At 61.0% G+C, this 15,526-nt stretch carries 13 protein-coding genes and 1 pseudogene; 6 read left to right on the top strand and 8 right to left on the bottom strand.

The window, feature by feature from the left end; all coding sequences use genetic code 11:
• Positions 1-23: 23 nt before the first annotated feature.
• The 4 genes from urtD to urtA all read right to left on the bottom strand — a co-directional run bounded on the left by urtD (position 24) and on the right by urtA (position 4,272).
• Positions 24-779 carry an urea ABC transporter ATP-binding protein UrtD gene (urtD, locus tag V1286_RS07190; protein WP_334478518.1) on the bottom strand — a complete coding sequence of 252 codons (756 nt, stop codon included), beginning with the start codon at positions 777-779 and terminating at the stop codon, positions 24-26.
• Between the two features lie 10 nt (positions 780-789).
• Positions 790-1,935 (bottom strand): urea ABC transporter permease subunit UrtC, encoded by a 1,146-nt coding sequence (urtC, locus tag V1286_RS07185; protein ID WP_334478517.1) that lies wholly within the window; start codon positions 1,933-1,935, stop codon positions 790-792.
• Positions 1,936-1,951: 16 nt separating this feature from the next.
• Positions 1,952-2,878 (bottom strand): urea ABC transporter permease subunit UrtB, encoded by a 927-nt coding sequence (gene urtB, locus V1286_RS07180; RefSeq protein WP_334478515.1) that lies wholly within the window; start codon positions 2,876-2,878, stop codon positions 1,952-1,954.
• Positions 2,879-3,012: 134 nt separating this feature from the next.
• Complete coding sequence (gene urtA / locus V1286_RS07175) at positions 3,013-4,272, bottom strand: urea ABC transporter substrate-binding protein (protein ID WP_334478513.1); 1,260 nt, start codon at positions 4,270-4,272, stop codon at positions 3,013-3,015.
• Between the two features lie 174 nt (positions 4,273-4,446).
• Between urtA and V1286_RS07170 the strand changes: the two genes are divergently transcribed.
• The 5 genes from V1286_RS07170 to V1286_RS07150 all read left to right on the top strand — a co-directional run bounded on the left by V1286_RS07170 (position 4,447) and on the right by V1286_RS07150 (position 11,348).
• The gene (locus tag V1286_RS07170; protein ID WP_334478511.1) at positions 4,447-7,818 is read left to right on the top strand and encodes a hybrid sensor histidine kinase/response regulator; all 3,372 of its coding nucleotides are present in this window, start codon (positions 4,447-4,449) and stop codon (positions 7,816-7,818) included.
• Entirely contained in the window at positions 7,808-8,737 is a 930-nt protein-coding gene (locus V1286_RS07165) for a response regulator (RefSeq protein ID WP_334478509.1), read from the top strand. Before V1286_RS07170 ends, V1286_RS07165 begins: the two co-directional genes overlap by 11 nt.
• A 167-nt stretch (positions 8,738-8,904) precedes the next feature.
• The gene (locus tag V1286_RS07160; protein ID WP_334478508.1) at positions 8,905-9,774 is read left to right on the top strand and encodes an AAC(3) family N-acetyltransferase; all 870 of its coding nucleotides are present in this window, start codon (positions 8,905-8,907) and stop codon (positions 9,772-9,774) included.
• A 196-nt stretch (positions 9,775-9,970) separates the two neighbouring features.
• Positions 9,971-10,702: a GntR family transcriptional regulator gene (locus V1286_RS07155; protein ID WP_334478507.1), complete on the top strand. Its 732-nt coding sequence runs from the start codon at positions 9,971-9,973 to the stop codon at positions 10,700-10,702.
• A gap of 190 nt (positions 10,703-10,892) precedes the next feature.
• Positions 10,893-11,348 carry a hypothetical protein gene (locus V1286_RS07150; protein ID WP_108513495.1) on the top strand — a complete coding sequence of 152 codons (456 nt, stop codon included), beginning with the start codon at positions 10,893-10,895 and terminating at the stop codon, positions 11,346-11,348.
• Positions 11,349-11,409: 61 nt separating this feature from the next.
• Here the strand turns inward: V1286_RS07150 and V1286_RS07145 are convergent.
• Positions 11,410-11,847 (bottom strand): annotated as a pseudogene (locus tag V1286_RS07145) (hypothetical protein).
• Positions 11,848-12,105: 258 nt separating this feature from the next.
• On the opposite strand from V1286_RS07145, the gene V1286_RS07140 reads away from it, so the two are divergent.
• On the top strand, positions 12,106-12,264 hold the full coding sequence (locus tag V1286_RS07140) for a hypothetical protein (RefSeq protein ID WP_417021113.1): 159 nt from the start codon (positions 12,106-12,108) through the stop codon (positions 12,262-12,264).
• A 19-nt stretch (positions 12,265-12,283) separates the two neighbouring features.
• On the opposite strand, the gene V1286_RS07135 is transcribed toward V1286_RS07140, so the two are convergent.
• The 3 genes from V1286_RS07135 to V1286_RS07125 form a co-directional block, all read right to left on the bottom strand.
• Positions 12,284-12,658, bottom strand: coding sequence for a response regulator transcription factor (locus V1286_RS07135; protein WP_334478504.1), 375 nt, complete (start codon positions 12,656-12,658; stop codon positions 12,284-12,286).
• Positions 12,659-12,840: 182 nt separating this feature from the next.
• A complete protein-coding gene (locus V1286_RS07130; protein WP_334478502.1) occupies positions 12,841-13,479 on the bottom strand; it encodes a response regulator transcription factor in 639 nt (212 codons plus the stop codon).
• A 9-nt stretch (positions 13,480-13,488) separates the two neighbouring features.
• On the bottom strand, positions 13,489-15,333 hold the full coding sequence (locus V1286_RS07125) for a sensor histidine kinase (RefSeq protein ID WP_334478500.1): 1,845 nt from the start codon (positions 15,331-15,333) through the stop codon (positions 13,489-13,491).
• Positions 15,334-15,526: the final 193 nt, after the last annotated feature.

Genomic DNA, 15,526 nt, shown 5'->3' with positions numbered 1-15,526 from the left:
ACGCCACTTTCCGGGATCATGCGCTAATGTCCGAGATAGACTTCAATGACCTTCGGATCGTTCTTCACCTTCTCCATTGTGCCCTCCGACAGGATCTGGCCCTGGTGCAGAACCGTCACCTTGTGGGCGATGTCCTCGACGAATTTCATGTCGTGCTCGATGACCAGTACGGAGCGGTCCTTGATGATGCGGTTAAGCAGTTCGGCAGTCTTGGCGCGTTCGCTGACGCTCATGCCGGCGACCGGTTCGTCGAGCATCAGCAAGTCCGGGTCCTGGATCAGCAGCATGCCGATCTCCAGCCACTGCTTCTGGCCGTGGCTGAGCAGCGCCGCGCTCATGTCGAGACGGTCCTTGAGGAAGATCATTTCCGCGACTTGATGGACGCGGTCGCGCACGGTGGCGTCGCGCGTGAACGTCAGCGCGCCGAACACGGTGCGTCCGCGCGGAAACGAAATCTCTAGATTCTCGAACACGGTAAGATCGTCGTAGATCGACGGGGTCTGGAATTTGCGCCCCACCCCGGCCTTCACGATCTGGTTCTCCTTCAGCTTCGTCAGCTCCTTGCCGCGAAACGCGATCGAACCTGAGGTCGCCTTGGTCTTTCCGCAGATCAGGTCGAGCACCGTGGTCTTGCCGGCGCCGTTGGGGCCGATGATGACGCGGATCTCGTTTTCCTCGACATAGAAGGAAAGATCGTTGACCGCCTTGAACCCGTCAAAGGACACCGTGAGGCCTTCGACCGCGAGCAGGAAAGGTTTGGGTTGATGACCAATCAGCATGATGTCCCCCTCACTCTGCCGGCGCGCCGTCGGCGACGGAGTTGTCGGTCCAGCCGGCCTCGGACTTCGGCTTGCGCGAGGCGATCAGCCGGTCGATCCGCGGCTGCACATAATCTCCCCAGATGCCGGCAAGGCCGTTGGGGAAAGCGAGGACCACGGCGATGAACAGTCCGCCGAGACCGAACAGCCAGAGTTCGGGAAAGGATTCCGAAAGACTGGTCTTCGCGAAGTTGACGAGCATGGTTCCGTAGACGGCGCCGAGGATCGAGAGCCGGCCGCCGACCGCGGTATAGATCACCATCTCGATCGACGGCACGATGCCGACAAAGGATGGCGACATGAATCCAACCTGCAGCGCGAACATGGCGCCGCCGATGGCGGCGAAAATGGCGCCGACGCAGAAGGCGAAGATCTTGAAGTTGGCCACGCTGTAGCCGGAGAAGCGGACCCGGTCCTCCTGATCGCGCATCGCGACCAGGATGCGGCCGAGCTTCGAGTGCCTGATGAACTGGGCGATGAAGATGCAGACGAACAGCAGGCCTACCTCGAAGAAGTAGAGAATGACCTTGGCGTGGTCGGGACGGATGTCCCATCCCTTGAGCGTGCGCAGGTCAGTCATGCCGTTGATGCCGCCGGTGTAGCCCTGCTGGCCCACGATCAGGATGGTCAGGATCGCGGCGACCGCCTGCGTGATGATGGCGAAATAGGTGCCGCCGACGCGGCGCTTGAACATCGCCGCACCGATGACCAGGGCAAAGATGCCCGGCACCAGAATCACCGCGGCGATGGTGAAGATGAGGCTGTGGAACGGCTGCCAGAACAACGGCAGCGCGGTGATCTGATTCCAGTCCATGAAGTCGGGAATGCCGGGGGTCGACTGGATCTTGGTGTTCGCAACGCTCGATGCCTCGAGCTTGAGAAACATCGCCATGCAGTAGCCGCCGAGGCCGAAGAACACGCCCTGCCCCAGGCTCAGGATGCCGCCATAGCCCCAGCAGATCACCAGCCCCAGCGCCACGAAGGCATAGGTGAGGTATTTCGCGACGAGGTTGAGCCTGAAGACATCGAGACAGAGCGGCAGGACCACCACCAGGAACACAGCGAGCACCAGGATCCCGATCAGCTCCGATCGATTGGTAAAGCGATTGTCGGTCATGCCTTCAGCCCTCTTGTTATTTGCGGACCTTGAGGGCGAACAGCCCCTGCGGCCGCAGCATCAGAATTCCGACAACCGCGAGCAGCGTCAGCACCTTCGCCATCGATCCCGACATGAAGAATTCGAGCGTCGACTGCGTCTGCGAGATCGAGAAGGCCGATGCGATGGTTCCGAGCAAGCTCGCCGCGCCGCCGAACACGACCACCAGGAAGGTGTCGACGATGTAGAGCTGGCCTGAAGTGGGCCCGGTCGAGCCGATCATGGTGAAGGCGCTGCCGGCGACGCCGGCGATGCCGCAGCCGAGCGCAAAGGTGTAACGATCGACTTTCGCGGTGTTGATGCCGACGGCGCCGGCCATGATGCGGTTTTGCACGACGGCGCGGACCTGGCGGCCCCAGCGCGACTTGTACATGACATAGGCGACCACGACGGTGATCAGCACGGTGAGGCCCATCACGAAGATGCCGTTGATCGGCACCTCGATGGAATCCGTGACCTTGAGCGAGCCCAGCATCCACTGCGGCAGTTCGACACCGACCTCGCGCGCGCCGAAGATCGAGCGATAGGCCTGCTGCAGCATCAGGCTGAGGCCCCAGGTGGCGAGCAGCGTGTCGAGCGGCCGCTTGTAGAGGTGACGTATCAGCACCCACTCCACCAGCATCCCGAGCGCGCCGGAGGCGAGGAAGGCCAGTATCATCGCGAGGAAGAAATAGCCGCTGAACAGGCCCGGGAGAAAGGTTTGGAAGAAATTCGACGTCATCCAGGTGACGTAGGCCCCCAGGATCATGAACTCGCCATGCGCCATGTTGATGACGCCCATCTGGCCGAAGATGATCGCAAGACCGAGCGCCATCAGCACGTAGACGGAAAACAGGATCAGGCCCGCAAAGCCCTGCATGACGAAGATGGAGCCCAGATCGCCAATCGAATATTCGCCGAACATCGATGTTTCTCCGTCGAGGGGACAAGGTCCCGCGCCGCGAACAGATTCGCGACGCGGGGTCGTCAAGCGCGGATTGACGGTCCACGCCAGGGAGCTGGTTGCTCGGGAGAAGCTTGCGGAGAGTTCCGCTGCGCTTACTGGTAGCCCTTCGGGAACGGATCGGGTTCGACCAGGTCGGCGGTCTCGAAGATCAGTTCGAACTGGCCATCGAGCTTGGCCTTGCCGACGCGGGTCTTCGACCAGAGGTGATGGTTTTCATGGATGCGCACGTAACCTTCGGGCGCCTCCTTGAATTCGATGCCTGGCGAGGCGGCGGCGATCTTGTCGACGTCGAAGCTGCCGGCCTTCTCGCAGGTCAGCTTCCACAGCCACGGGCCGAGATATCCGGCCTGCGTCACGTCGCCGATCACCGTCTTCTCGCCCCACAGCTTCTTGAAGGCGGGAACGAACGCCTTGTTGTTGGCATTGTCGAGCGACTGGAAGTACTTCATGCAGGCATAGGCGCCTGCGATGTTTTCGCCGCCGATGCCGTCGATTTCGTCTTCGGTCACCGAGATCGTCAGCAGCGCCTGCTTCGAAAGGTCGACGCCGGCCGCCTTGAGCTGCTTGTAGAAGGCGACGTTCGAACCGCCGACCACGTCGGTGAAGATGACGTCGGGCTTGGTCAGCTTGATCTTGTTGATCACCGAATTGAACTGGGTGCTGCCGAGCGCGTAATATTCCTCGCCGACGACCTTGCCCTTCAGCACGTTCTCGACGTGCTTGCGCGCGATCTTGTTCGAGGTGCGCGGCCAGATGTAATCCGAGCCGATGAAGAAGAACGATTTGGCGCCCTTCTCCTTGGCGATCCAGTTCAGGCCTGCGAGAATCTGCTGGGTGGCTTCCTGGCCGGTGTAGATGACGTTCTTGGACTGCTCGAGGCCTTCATAGAAGGTCGGGTAATAGAGCATGCCGTTGTACTGCTCGACGACCGGCAGCACCGCCTTGCGCGATGCCGAGGTCCAGCAGCCCATGATCGCCGCGACCTTGTCGTTGACGAGAAGCTTCTTGGCCTTTTCCGCAAATGTCGGCCAGTCGCTGGCACCGTCTTCCTGGATGAACTTGATCTTGCGTCCGAGCACGCCGCCGGCGGCGTTGATCTGCTCGATCGCGAGCTTTTCGGCCTGGATCGAACCGGTTTCCGAAATCGCCATCGTTCCGGTGGCGGAGTGCAGGATGCCGACGGTGACTTCCGTATCGGTGACCGCGAGGCCCGTTGTGTTGACCACGGAGGTTGCGGGGCCGGCCCCGAATGACGGCCGGGGAAGCATCGAAATGAACGGCAATGCCGCCGCGCCCATCAGCAGTTTGCGGCGAAGCGGCGACTGCAGGCCCTTGTTTGGTTCGTCTGACATGAGCACCCCATTTTTTGTTCGAGAACGCTGATTGGTCAGGTGAGGATGGCTCGGATTTGTGCACCGCACAGATACGTGGGATTGCGTATATTGCACCGCAAAATAGCGACGTAGATTTTGGTACGGAGTTTGCTGGCTACGCAGGGGTCGGTTGAACTGGGCAGGAGCATCACAGTGGCAGGGCGGCAGCGGATCGACCGCGTCAGACGCCAATATAATCAGTGGGTTGCTAACCAGACCCTGGAAGACTATGCGCTGCGCTTCACCGCCAAGAGCGCCCGGCGATGGTCGGCCGCCCGCGTCGCCAATACCGCGCTTGGCGCGATTTCTTTTCTGGCGCTGGAAGCGATCGGCGGCACGATTACGCTGAATTACGGCGCAGCCAACGCCACCGCCGCCATCCTGGTCGTCAGTGTCATCATCTTCTTTTGCGGCCTGCCGATTGCCTACCATGCCGCAAAATGCGGCATCGATATCGACCTGCTGACCCGCGGCGCCGGCTTCGGCTATATCGGCTCGACCATCACGTCGCTGATCTACGCCTCCTTCACCTTCATCTTCTTCGCGCTCGAAGCGGTCATCATGGCCGCCGCGCTGGAGATGTGCTTCGGCATCCCGCGCCCGATCGGCTATCTCATCAGCGCCGTCGTCATCATTCCGCTGGTGACCTACGGCATCACCCTGATCAGCCGCTTTCAACTGTGGACACAGCCGCTCTGGATCGTCCTGCACATCCTCCCCTTCGTGGCGATCGCCTGGGCCAACCCGCACTCGTTTACGGAGTGGCGGAAATTCGCCGGCGAGCATGGCGACGCCAGCGGCCATCTCGATCTGCTGCTGTTCGGCACCGCCGCGTCGGTGGTGTTTTCGCTGGTGGCGCAGATCGGCGAGCAGGTCGACTTCCTGCGGTTTTTGCCGCGCGACCGAAAGACCTCTCGCACCTCATGGTGGATCGCACTGCTCAGCGCCGGCCCCGGCTGGATCATCTTCGGCGCGCTCAAGCTGTTGCTGGGTTCGTTCCTCGCCTACTTCGCGCTCAGCCACGGCGTCTCCAGCGAGCACGCCGCCGAGCCCGCGCATATGTATCTCGAAGCGTTTCGTTACGTGCTGTCGCAGCCCGATCTGGTGCTGGCGCTGACCGGCACCTTCGTCATTCTCTCGCAGATCAAGATCAACGTCACCAACGCCTATGCCGGCTCGATCGCGTGGTCGAACTTCTTCTCGCGCCTGACCCACAGCCATCCCGGCCGCGTGGTCTGGCTGGTGTTCAACGTCATGGTGGCGCTGCTCTTGATGGAAATCGGCGTCTACAAGGCGCTGGAGCAGACGCTGGCGCTCTACTCCAACGTTGCGATTGCCTGGGTCGGCGCGCTGGTCGCCGATCTCGTCATCAACAAGCCGCTGGGCTTGCGCCCGCAGCACATCGAATTCAAGCGCGCCCATCTCTACGACATCAATCCGGTCGGCGTCGGCGCGATGACGATCGCGACCATCGTCTCGATCAGCGCGTTCTACGGCCTGTTCGGGCCGACGGCCAAGGCGCTGTCCGCCTTCGTGGCGCTCGCCGTCGCCTTCGTCACCGCGCCGCTGATCGCGTGGGCCACCGACGGCAAATACTACATCGCGCGCAAGCCGAAGCGTAGCTGGCAGAACCTCGAGGCGATCCAGTGCTGTATCTGCGAGCATTCGTTCGAGCCGGAGGACATGGCCTCTTGCCCCGCCTATGCCGGCCCGATCTGTTCGCTGTGCTGTTCGCTCGACGCGCGCTGTCACGATCTCTGCAAGCCGCATGCGCGGATCGGCGCGCAGGTGTCGGAGACGATGGGCAAGATGCTGCCGGAGCCGATCTACGCCCGGATCAATTCCCAGTTCGGGCATTATCTCGGCGTGTTCGCGATATCCGCCGGCCTCGTCGGGCTGACGCTCGGGCTGATCTACCTGCAGACGTCGGCGACGGTTGCGGTGGACAATCTCCTTCTGTCCGACGTGCTGTGGAAGGTGTTCTTCGCGCTCACCATCATCATCGGCGTGGTGGCGTGGCTGTTCGTGCTGGCGCAACAAAGTCGCCGCGCGGCGGAAGCTGAAACGCGGCGGCAGACCGCGCTCCTGATCCAGGAAATCGACGCGCACAAGCGCACCGATGCCGAGCTGCAGCGCGCGAAGGAAGTGGCGGAATCGGCAAACCTCGCCAAGAGCCGCTATGTGGTGGGGCTCAGCCATGAACTACGCTCGCCGCTGAACGCCATCAGTGGTTATGCCCAGTTGCTGGAGCAGGATTCCGGCCTTGCCACCAAGCCGCGCGACCAGGTGCGCGTGGTCCGCCGCAGCGCCGATCATCTGTCGGGGCTGATCGACGGCATTTTGGACATTTCCAAGATCGAGGCCGGCCGGCTCTATCTGTCGCGCGACGAGGTGCGGTTCAGCGAATTCCTCGACCAGCTCGTCGGGATGTTTCGCGTTCAGGCCGCCGCCAAGGGCATCGATTTCGTTTTCAGGCGGCCTTCGGTGCTGCCCCTCGTCGTCTATGCCGACGAAAAACGCCTGCGCCAGGTTCTGATCAACCTGCTGTCGAATGCGCTGAAATTCACGCAGACCGGCAGCGTGCAATTCGTCGTGCATTACCGCAGCCCGGTCGCGGAGTTCGAGGTGATCGATACCGGCCCCGGAATCCAGGCAAGCGATCTCGAACGCATCTTCGCACCGTTCGAGCGCGGTGCGCTCGGCGTATCGCAGCCGCAGACCGGCACCGGACTCGGGCTGACCATCAGCCGGCTGCTCGCCGGCGTGATGGGCGGCGATATCAGGGTGACGAGCGAGGTCGGCACCGGCAGCATTTTCCGCGTCAAGATCCTGCTGTCGGAAGTCACCAATCCGACGCGGATTGCGCCGATCGAGGCGCCGATCTTCGGCTATCACGGCCCGCGCAAGACGATCCTCATTACCGACGACGATCCGACCCACCGCGACCTCCTGCGCGAGGTGCTGGCGCCGCTGGGCTTCATTCTCTTGAGCGCGCCCGATGGACCCGGCTGCCTCGCGCTGGCGCAGCACTGCCGGCCTGATTTGTTTTTGCTTGATATCTCGATGGCGGGCATGGACGGCTGGACGGTGGCGGAAACGTTGCGCGCCAGCGGCCATCACCAGGCCCGCATCCTGATGGTGTCGGCGAGCGCGCTTGAAGCGCACGGCGCGCCGCTGGCGCAGCCGTTTCACGACGGCTATCTGATGAAGCCGATCGACATCCCCAAGCTGGTGGAGACGATCCGGCAGTTGCTCAAGATCGAATGGCAGTACGAGGCCGAGCAGATAGCCCAGCCGCGCTGGAAACCGGAGACGGGATCGCGGCCGCCGGTGAAATATGTCGAGGAACTGATCGGTCTCGGGCAACTCGGCTACATCCGCGCGATCCAGGTCAAGCTGGACGAGATCGGCCACGACTATCCTGAGCATGCCGATTTCGTTTTGCAAATGCGCACGCTGGTCGACCGCTTCGATCTCGATCAGTACATGGCGGCCCTGAAAACACTGCACAGCTATGATCACTGAATCAAAAAAGCGCGACGTCGCCCTCATCGTCGATGATTCGCCGGAGACGCTGCGGCTGCTCACCGACGCGCTCGACGGCGCCGGCATGACGGTCATGGTCGCGCTCGACGGCGCGGCGGCGATGCGGATCGTCGACCAGATCACGCCCGACATCGTGCTGCTCGACGCGGTCATGCCCGGGTTGGACGGTTTTGAAACCTGCAGGCGGCTGAAGCGCGACGCCGGCCTCGACCATGTGCCTATCATCTTCATGACGGGGCTGGCCGAAACCGAACACATCGTTCGCGGGCTGGAAGCCGGCGGCGTCGACTATGTGACAAAACCGATTGCGGTCGAGGAGATGCTGGCGCGCATCCGCGTCCACCTCGCCAATGCGCGGCTGACCCAGAGCGCGCGTGCCGCCCTCGACGTCTCCGGCCGCTATCTGCTCGCCGTCAACGGCGTCGGCAAGATCATGTGGGCGACGCCACAGGCGCAGAAACTGCTGTCGGATGCGCTTAGCCCTGACAGCGACGACGATGTCGTGCTGCCCGACCCGATCCCGCAATGGCTGGACCAGGCCCGCAAGGGCAAGGCCGGGTCGAAAGCTGCGATCATGACCGCGCTTCCCGGCAACGAACAGCTCCGGCTGCAATACATGGGCAGACTGGGCACCAACGAATTCCTGCTGCGGCTTGCAAAAGATTCCGGCGCCGACGCACCGGCGGAATTCTCCAGCGAGCTTGGCCTGACGACGCGCGAGGGCGAAGTGCTGTCGTGGCTGTCGAAGGGCAAGACCAACCGCGACATCGCGCAAATTCTGGGCTTGAGCCCGCGCACCGTCGACAAGCACCTCGAGCAGATCTACTCGAAACTCGGCGTCGAGAACCGCACCGCGGCGGCTGCGATCGCGGTGAACGCGAAACATCGAAAATCCTGACGCAAGGTCAGCTTGGCCCTGCCGATCCAGCACGCTGTCCGCCGAAACTCCCTGACGGGCACAATTGAAGCCTGGCTCAGACAAAATCATGGGACAGGCCATTTACCGGCACAAATGGCACTGCTAATTGAAAAGGCCTGCTGGGTTTGATGCGCGCAGGCGGTTCAATGGCCGCGGTGGATTTCGAATGCCGAGACGCACGATGGATTTGCATGGGCGCTGATTCAAATGCGCGAACCCGCGAGGCGCCGCACACCAAGGCCGGAATTGCCTCGGACCTTCGGCGGCTGGGAGTGAGTACCGGGCAGGTACTCATGGTGCATTCGTCTCTCAGCGCTATCGGCCATGTGCTGGGCGGTGCGCCGACGGTGGTTCGCGCGTTGATGGACGTCCTGGGACCGCAGGGCACATTGGTGATGCCGGCGTTCAGCCCCGAGGTGTCAGATCCGGTAACCTGGAAAGATCATCACTTTGGGGATGACGTTATCGAATTCGTGCGACGGCACGTGCCTGCCTTTGATCCTGCGATCACGCCGACAAGCATGGGCGCCATCGCGGAGACGTTTCGAACCTGGCCCGATGTCATGCGAAGCGAGCATCCGCAAGTCTCGGTCACCGCGCGCGGGCCGCTGGCCAGGTTCATTGTGAGCCCGCATGAACTGTCATGGGGGCAAGGTGCGGGGTCGCCGTTCGCGCGTCTGTATGAACTCGATGCCAAATTGCTGCTGCTCGGAGTGGGCTTCAATCGGGCCACACTGCTTCACTTTGCCGAATCCCGCCTACCGCACGGGCGGAGGAAGATGCGGAAGATTCCGGTGGATGCCGGCAGCGAGCGAGCATGGATCTCCGCACCGGATGTGGGCGATGATTTGAATAGATATTTTCCGCTCATCGGCGAGCAGTTCATGCAACTCGGGCAGGCTCAGGTGGGTCCTGTCGGGCGAGCGCGCTGCACGCTCACCTCGGCGCAGCCAATCGTCGACTTCGCAAGCGACTTTCTTTCCAAAGCGCTCGACCCGGACGCCACATCCCATTGACCTCCCGGTCAGGCAGTCCGAGAAATTGCCGGTTTCGGAGCCGAGGCCGCCGGCATGGCTCCGGATTCCTTGGGCTCCCTCACCCGGCCTGATCGACCTCCAATCATCGGACGTTGTTTGATTTTTTCGAAAATCGGCCCTAGTGTGCGGACTGCAACCCATGACGTGTTGCGGACAGCTACCCAGGACGACGCGGATGCGCGACAGGCTCAAGCCAGCAGGAGAAACGCGCGCGGCGGACGTGCTGCACCGGATGCGCACTGACATCATCAGCTGCACGCTGAAGCCCGGCGCCAAGCTTCGGTTCGAAGCGCTGCGCGAGATGTACGCCGTCAGCTTCTCTACGCTGCGGGAGGCACTCTCGCGTCTCGTGGCCGAAGGCCTCGTGGTCGCTGAGGACCAGCGCGGCTTTGTGGTCGCGCCGGTCTCGATTGACGACCTGAATGACCTCACCTTCGTCCGCGTGCTCGTCGAGCGTGAATGCATCGGGCTTGCCATCAAGCATGGTAACGACGATTGGGAAGCCGATATCATCGGCGCTTTCCACCGGATGGACCGCCTCCAGAACCGCCTCGGCCCCAACTACTATCTTTCCGGCGAGTGGGACAAACTGCACGGCGACTTTCATTTTTCGCTCGTCGCCGCCTGCGGCTCCCCCAACCTGCTGGAGATCCGCCAGAAGCTGTTCGAACGCGCGCACCGCTACCGACGCATGTCGTCGCAGTTCCGGCCAAAGTGGCGCGCCAAGGATGTCGAACACAAGATGATCATGGATTCGGCGATCGCGCGGAATACGGCAAAGGCTCAGGAACTCATCGAGCGCCACATCCGCGAGACGACCAAAAACGTCATCAAGCACGCCGGTCATCTCTTCGTTGCACACGATGAGGACCGTCGCAGCCGGGCTGATCACGTCGCCGCGGAATGATCCGACCGTCGGCACAAAATCAAACTTGCCGGTGAAGTAACCGCTTCATGCCATCTCCTCGCTCGGCCGGGCGCTGCCGAAAATTGAAGTCGCGCGGCGTCGCAAATGCTTGATTTGGATCAAAGGAGCGGTCTCGGCGCTGACGCTAGCTACCGGTTCAGGCGCGACGGTCATTGAGGAAGGATCAGCCATGCCCGAGAAAATCGACGAACTGCTGCCCACGGCAAGGGAAATCCAGAAGCAAGCCGCCCTCCAGGAGGCTGAAAGGGCCGAACAATATGCCCGCCGAACTGCCGCAGCCGAATCTGAAAAGCACAAGCTGATCGAAAAACTGAGCAAGCCGTCGGGCCTGACCGAAGACGAAAAGGTCAAGCTTGCCTCGACCGTCATCCAGCGCGCGGTACGAAATGGGCTGAGCGAGGTTCAGGTCTATCGGTTCCCCCACACGCTGTGCACCGACAACGGCCGCGCCATCAATCAACAGGAGCCGGGCTGGGAAAAGACGCTAACGGGAATAGCGCAGGAAATCTTTCAGCTCTGGTCCGACTATCTGAAGCCGCGCGGCTACCGCATCCGCTATCAGATCGTCGATTTTCCCGGAGGTGTGCCGGGCGACATCAGCATTACGATCGCTTGGGGCGAGTAATCGCGATCCGGCGAGCCGAGGCGCCCGACAGGCGCCTCGACGCAAACTCGTTTCCGCAAACTCATCGCATGGCGATCGTCACCCCGCCCATGGCGGCCGACAGTTCCACGCCAACCTTTGGACCGCTGAGCTGCAGGATGACGCCGTTGGCATTCCGCAACTGCACGCCGCCGGCTCAGGCCGCAAGCGCTCCACCGGCGCCGACCACGGCGTATGACCCGGCAATGTCACCGGGACCCCTCAGGTTCAATGCCCTGCCGACCAGCCTGGTGGTCGATGCGCTAACGGTGAAGCCGACGCTGGCACCCGAAACCGTAGATGGATAGTTTTTGCCGCGGAATGTCAGCACACCGTCGCCACCGCCGACGCCAACGATAAACTCACCTTTGGTGAAGACCACCCTCACCGTTCCGATTTCCGCCGATGCCGGCGTCGCAGCGACCGCCGAAGTCAGCAATCCTAACAGCGCTACCACTACCGATCGCCTGTGATGCAACATCATCATTATTCACTCTTGGAGGGATTTCAGTCCGGGCCGTTGTGACCCGGACCCGACATTGGCGACTTGGCTAGTGCTCCTGACGGCCCTCAGGCTCCGTCATCGTGAGACGCGCCCATACCAGTTGAGGCCGTGACCCGCGGGCTCGATTGATCCGGATCAACGGCACGGGGTCCCGTCAGGAAAGGCTTTCGCTATCCGACGGTCACTGCCAGCGTCGGCAAAGCAAGGGATGCACGGCATGCCCGGCGGGGCTACATGGTCGTTGCGCCCTCCGGCACCGGATACGGCGCGGCCGCACTCGATGATCCGGAACGCGGCTTGTACTCGCTGTTCTTTTCAAAGGTCGGCAGTTGCGACAATCCGAACTTCCGCGACGTCGGTCCTGATGCTGCCGGATCTCGGCATGAAGCGTAGTGTTCGCGACGGCGACAATCTACGCTGCCCTGGCCGCTAATTTTTCGATCGGCTCGATCAGCGACTTCGCCCGGAATGGCTTTGTAAGATAGGCAATGCAGCCGGAGTCGATTGCGGCCATGCGGACCGTGGGGCTGTCGTTGGCGGTAATGTAAATAACCGGCAGTGAAATCCCCGCCGCTCTGAGACGGTGCCTCAGTTCAATTCCAGATTCGTTGTTCAGATCGATGTCGAGAACCACGCAACACGCCGACTCGAAATCGTCGTGATTCTGGAACTCCTCGGCGGACGAAAACACAACGCTGTCGTAACCGTGTTCGCGTAGCAGCCGCTTTAGCCCTTTGAGCATTCCAGGGTCATCATCGACGACAAAGACGACATTCCTATTTCCCAAGATCGCAATCCCTGATCGCGCCTTGAACGTCTTTCCAGGAGACGATCTGAAACCTGTCAGCGTCCGCCGAAGCCGATCAGGTCGTGGTTCCCCGACTCACCACACTATTTTGGTAAGCCCTGAGTCCCGCATTTACTATTGTCCCATGGGACAATGCGAACTCAAATCCTGTTGACGACTTCTCAATTCGTCTGTCTGGTACTCGACGGATCTCTCAAAACTCCGGCCCGCTCGGCAAGGGAGACCAATTCGGCAAGAGACTGCACTTGCAGCTTCTCCATCACCCTGTGGCGATGCGCCTTGATCGTGCGTTCGGTCGCGCCCAATACGTTGGCGACCTGCTTGTTGGTCTTGCCGCGAATGACGAGTTCGAAGACTTCGCGTTCGCGCGGCGTCAACTTCGCAATATGAGCGCGCACGACGTCGAGCTGGGTTCTCTGGCCGCGCATTACCTCGTGGTGAGCCAGGGCCCGCTCAACTGCGGCAAGCAGCTCCTCCGACGATACCGGCTTGGTGAGAACATCTTCTGCGCCCGCCTTGATGGCCCGCACCGTGGTCTGGACATCCGCATAGCCCGTGAGAAAAACGATCGGCAAGATCGAGCCGATTTCGCTCAAACGCCCCTGCAGCTCCGGACCGCTCAATCCCGGTATTCGCACGTCGAGCAAAATGCAGCCCAATTCATTTTCGCTCGGCAGACTGTCGAGCAAATGCTGGGCCGACGGATAAGTCGCGACTTCGTAACCGGCCTTCTTCAAACGACGTTCGATAGCCGTCCGAAACGAGGCGTCGTCGTCAACAATATGCACATACCCCGGCAATGGACCCCCCTACGATAAGGATAGCGGCAGAGACAAACGAAACACCGCGCCACCACCTTCCTTCTGATTTTCCGCCCAGATGCGCCCGTTATGCGCCTGAACGATGGTGCGCGAGATCGACAGGCCAATTCCCATTCCTTGCTGCTTGGTGGTGAAGAATGGATCAAAGACCTCGTTCAACTTCTCGGTCGGAATCCCGGGACCGGAATCCGAAATCGAAACAACTGCGGACGACCCACCATTCATCTCGGTCCGCCCAATCACGGTCCGCCCATTTGGTATCGCAGCCATCGCATCCATGCTGTTCACAACCAGGTTCATGATGACCTGCTGAAGCTGAACCTGATCGCCCTTCACCTGAAGCGGCTCTCCCGAGGGCTCGAAATACAGCGCAACTTTTCGCACCGATGCCTGAACCGACAGGAAATCGAATACCTTGCGCACGGTATCGTTGAGGTCGACAGCCTTGTCCTCGAACGGCGTCCTTCTCAAGAAGCTGCGCATGCGATGAATGACCTCGCTGGCGCGAATATCATCCCGCCTGATGTCGGCAAGGATTTCCTTGACCTCGCTTAAGTTCGGCGCCGGAGAACTCAATATCAGTTCTGCCGTCTCAGCATTGGTCAGAATTGTACCGAGGGGCTGATTCAGCTCGTGCGCGATCGTGGAAGTCAGCTCCCCGGCTGTCGCCTGACGATTCGCGTGGGCCAGCTCGGTCAGGCGATTCCGGGATTCGCGTTCAGCAATGGCTCGCCCATGCCGCTCGTGCAGCAAAATCGAAATCAGCCCGGCCTGTATCAACAACGCGGCCGCAACAGAAAGGGACTGCCAACGATACTTCTCCCACACATTTGGCTCGCGAAAACGAATTTCGCTTCCGGGAGGCAAATCAGACCCGCGGACCCCCCATCGCTGCATCTGCAGCCAATTGAAGATCGGCTTCACCGCTTGCGACATCGTTACGGGAATACTCGACGCCGGTTCTCCGTGTAAAATCCGCGACGCCAGCTTTGCGGCGTCAGCGCCAACCAGACCGGGAACGATGACAGAGCCCCCGATGCTGCCCAGCTCAACAAGCGGTTCCGCCGCAACGATAATTGGCCGATTCGCCTTCTCCGCAACCAGCTCAAACGCTTTGGCAGGCGAATAGTAGGTACCCTCACCATCGGAATACATTGCGGAATAGATGATGGCGCTGCGCGCGGGGAGCGCTTCGACCCTCTTGCGCACTTCCGCCATCGTCGCGCCCACGAGATCAATGACATTCAATCCCGCGGTGGCCTTGGGTATCTCAAGGCCCCAGCTCCCGAATATGTTCTGGCGGTCCCAATGATCGCCAACGAAGACGACGGTTTCGAGATCAGGCACCACCGCTCGCGCGACCCCGATTGAATCGGCGAGTCGCGTCTTGAGAGTGCTGCCCGTTATATCGTTCGGCAATTTCAGCCGGGCGTAGTCGATCTCATCGACCATCCCGAACACGACAGGAATTCCCGGCCATAATTCATCCCTCCAGCGCTGCACAAGCTCCAGGGCGCCGGCGCCCATCGTGACGATAACGCCGATATCCTTGTCTCGATATTTCTCGCTGAAGTGACGGCGCAGACTTTCGTCATAGGCATCGCCATCAAAACGGCTGAGATCGAGACTTTCGGAGAAAAGCGTGGTGTGAGCGCTGGCACCGCCGTCGATCCCGGCGCGGAGCCCAGCGAACACCTGAAGGAAAAACGGCCCCGTAGATTGGGATTGGTCCAGAACAAGTATCGATCGCGAACGCAACTCCTGCGCCGTCACCGGGAGAGGGGTGAGGACGACAGCTACACTCATCAACAACGCACTGATCCAGTCGCCCATGGCATCAGAACCGAGGTTAGGCGATGAAGAATTGTCCCCACCATCGCCAATGAAACAAAAAATTAGACGTCGGCCGGGACAGCGGGCACGTCCTATAAAAATTTCTTACTGTTCTACTGTAATATTGGCCTTCCGGTCATTGTCCCAGAGGCCAATGACCCTCGATACAATAGCCTTCCCTGCACGCTCTGGT

It is taken from the genome of Bradyrhizobium algeriense (genome assembly GCF_036924595.1).
GTDB lineage: Bacteria > Pseudomonadota > Alphaproteobacteria > Rhizobiales > Xanthobacteraceae > Bradyrhizobium > Bradyrhizobium algeriense.
Note: the sequence above shows the minus strand (reverse complement) of the source record. Positions and strands in the feature narration are given on the sequence as shown.

What these genes read in the sequence shown, in the direction of transcription:
- urtD (WP_334478518.1), bottom strand. Translation starts at nt 779, where the DNA reads ATGCTGATTGGTCATCAACCCAAACCTTTCCTGCTCGCGGTCGAAGGC.
- urtC (WP_334478517.1), bottom strand. Translation starts at nt 1,935, where the DNA reads ATGACCGACAATCGCTTTACCAATCGATCGGAGCTGATCGGGATCCTG.
- urtB (WP_334478515.1), bottom strand. Translation starts at nt 2,878, where the DNA reads ATGTTCGGCGAATATTCGATTGGCGATCTGGGCTCCATCTTCGTCATG.
- urtA (WP_334478513.1), bottom strand. Translation starts at nt 4,272, where the DNA reads ATGTCAGACGAACCAAACAAGGGCCTGCAGTCGCCGCTTCGCCGCAAA.
- V1286_RS07165 (WP_334478509.1), top strand. Translation starts at nt 7,808, where the DNA reads ATGATCACTGAATCAAAAAAGCGCGACGTCGCCCTCATCGTCGATGAT.
- V1286_RS07160 (WP_334478508.1), top strand. Translation starts at nt 8,905, where the DNA reads ATGGCCGCGGTGGATTTCGAATGCCGAGACGCACGATGGATTTGCATG.
- V1286_RS07155 (WP_334478507.1), top strand. Translation starts at nt 9,971, where the DNA reads ATGCGCGACAGGCTCAAGCCAGCAGGAGAAACGCGCGCGGCGGACGTG.
- V1286_RS07150 (WP_108513495.1), top strand. Translation starts at nt 10,893, where the DNA reads ATGCCCGAGAAAATCGACGAACTGCTGCCCACGGCAAGGGAAATCCAG.
- V1286_RS07140 (WP_417021113.1), top strand. Translation starts at nt 12,106, where the DNA reads ATGGTCGTTGCGCCCTCCGGCACCGGATACGGCGCGGCCGCACTCGAT.
- V1286_RS07125 (WP_334478500.1), bottom strand. Translation starts at nt 15,333, where the DNA reads ATGGGCGACTGGATCAGTGCGTTGTTGATGAGTGTAGCTGTCGTCCTC.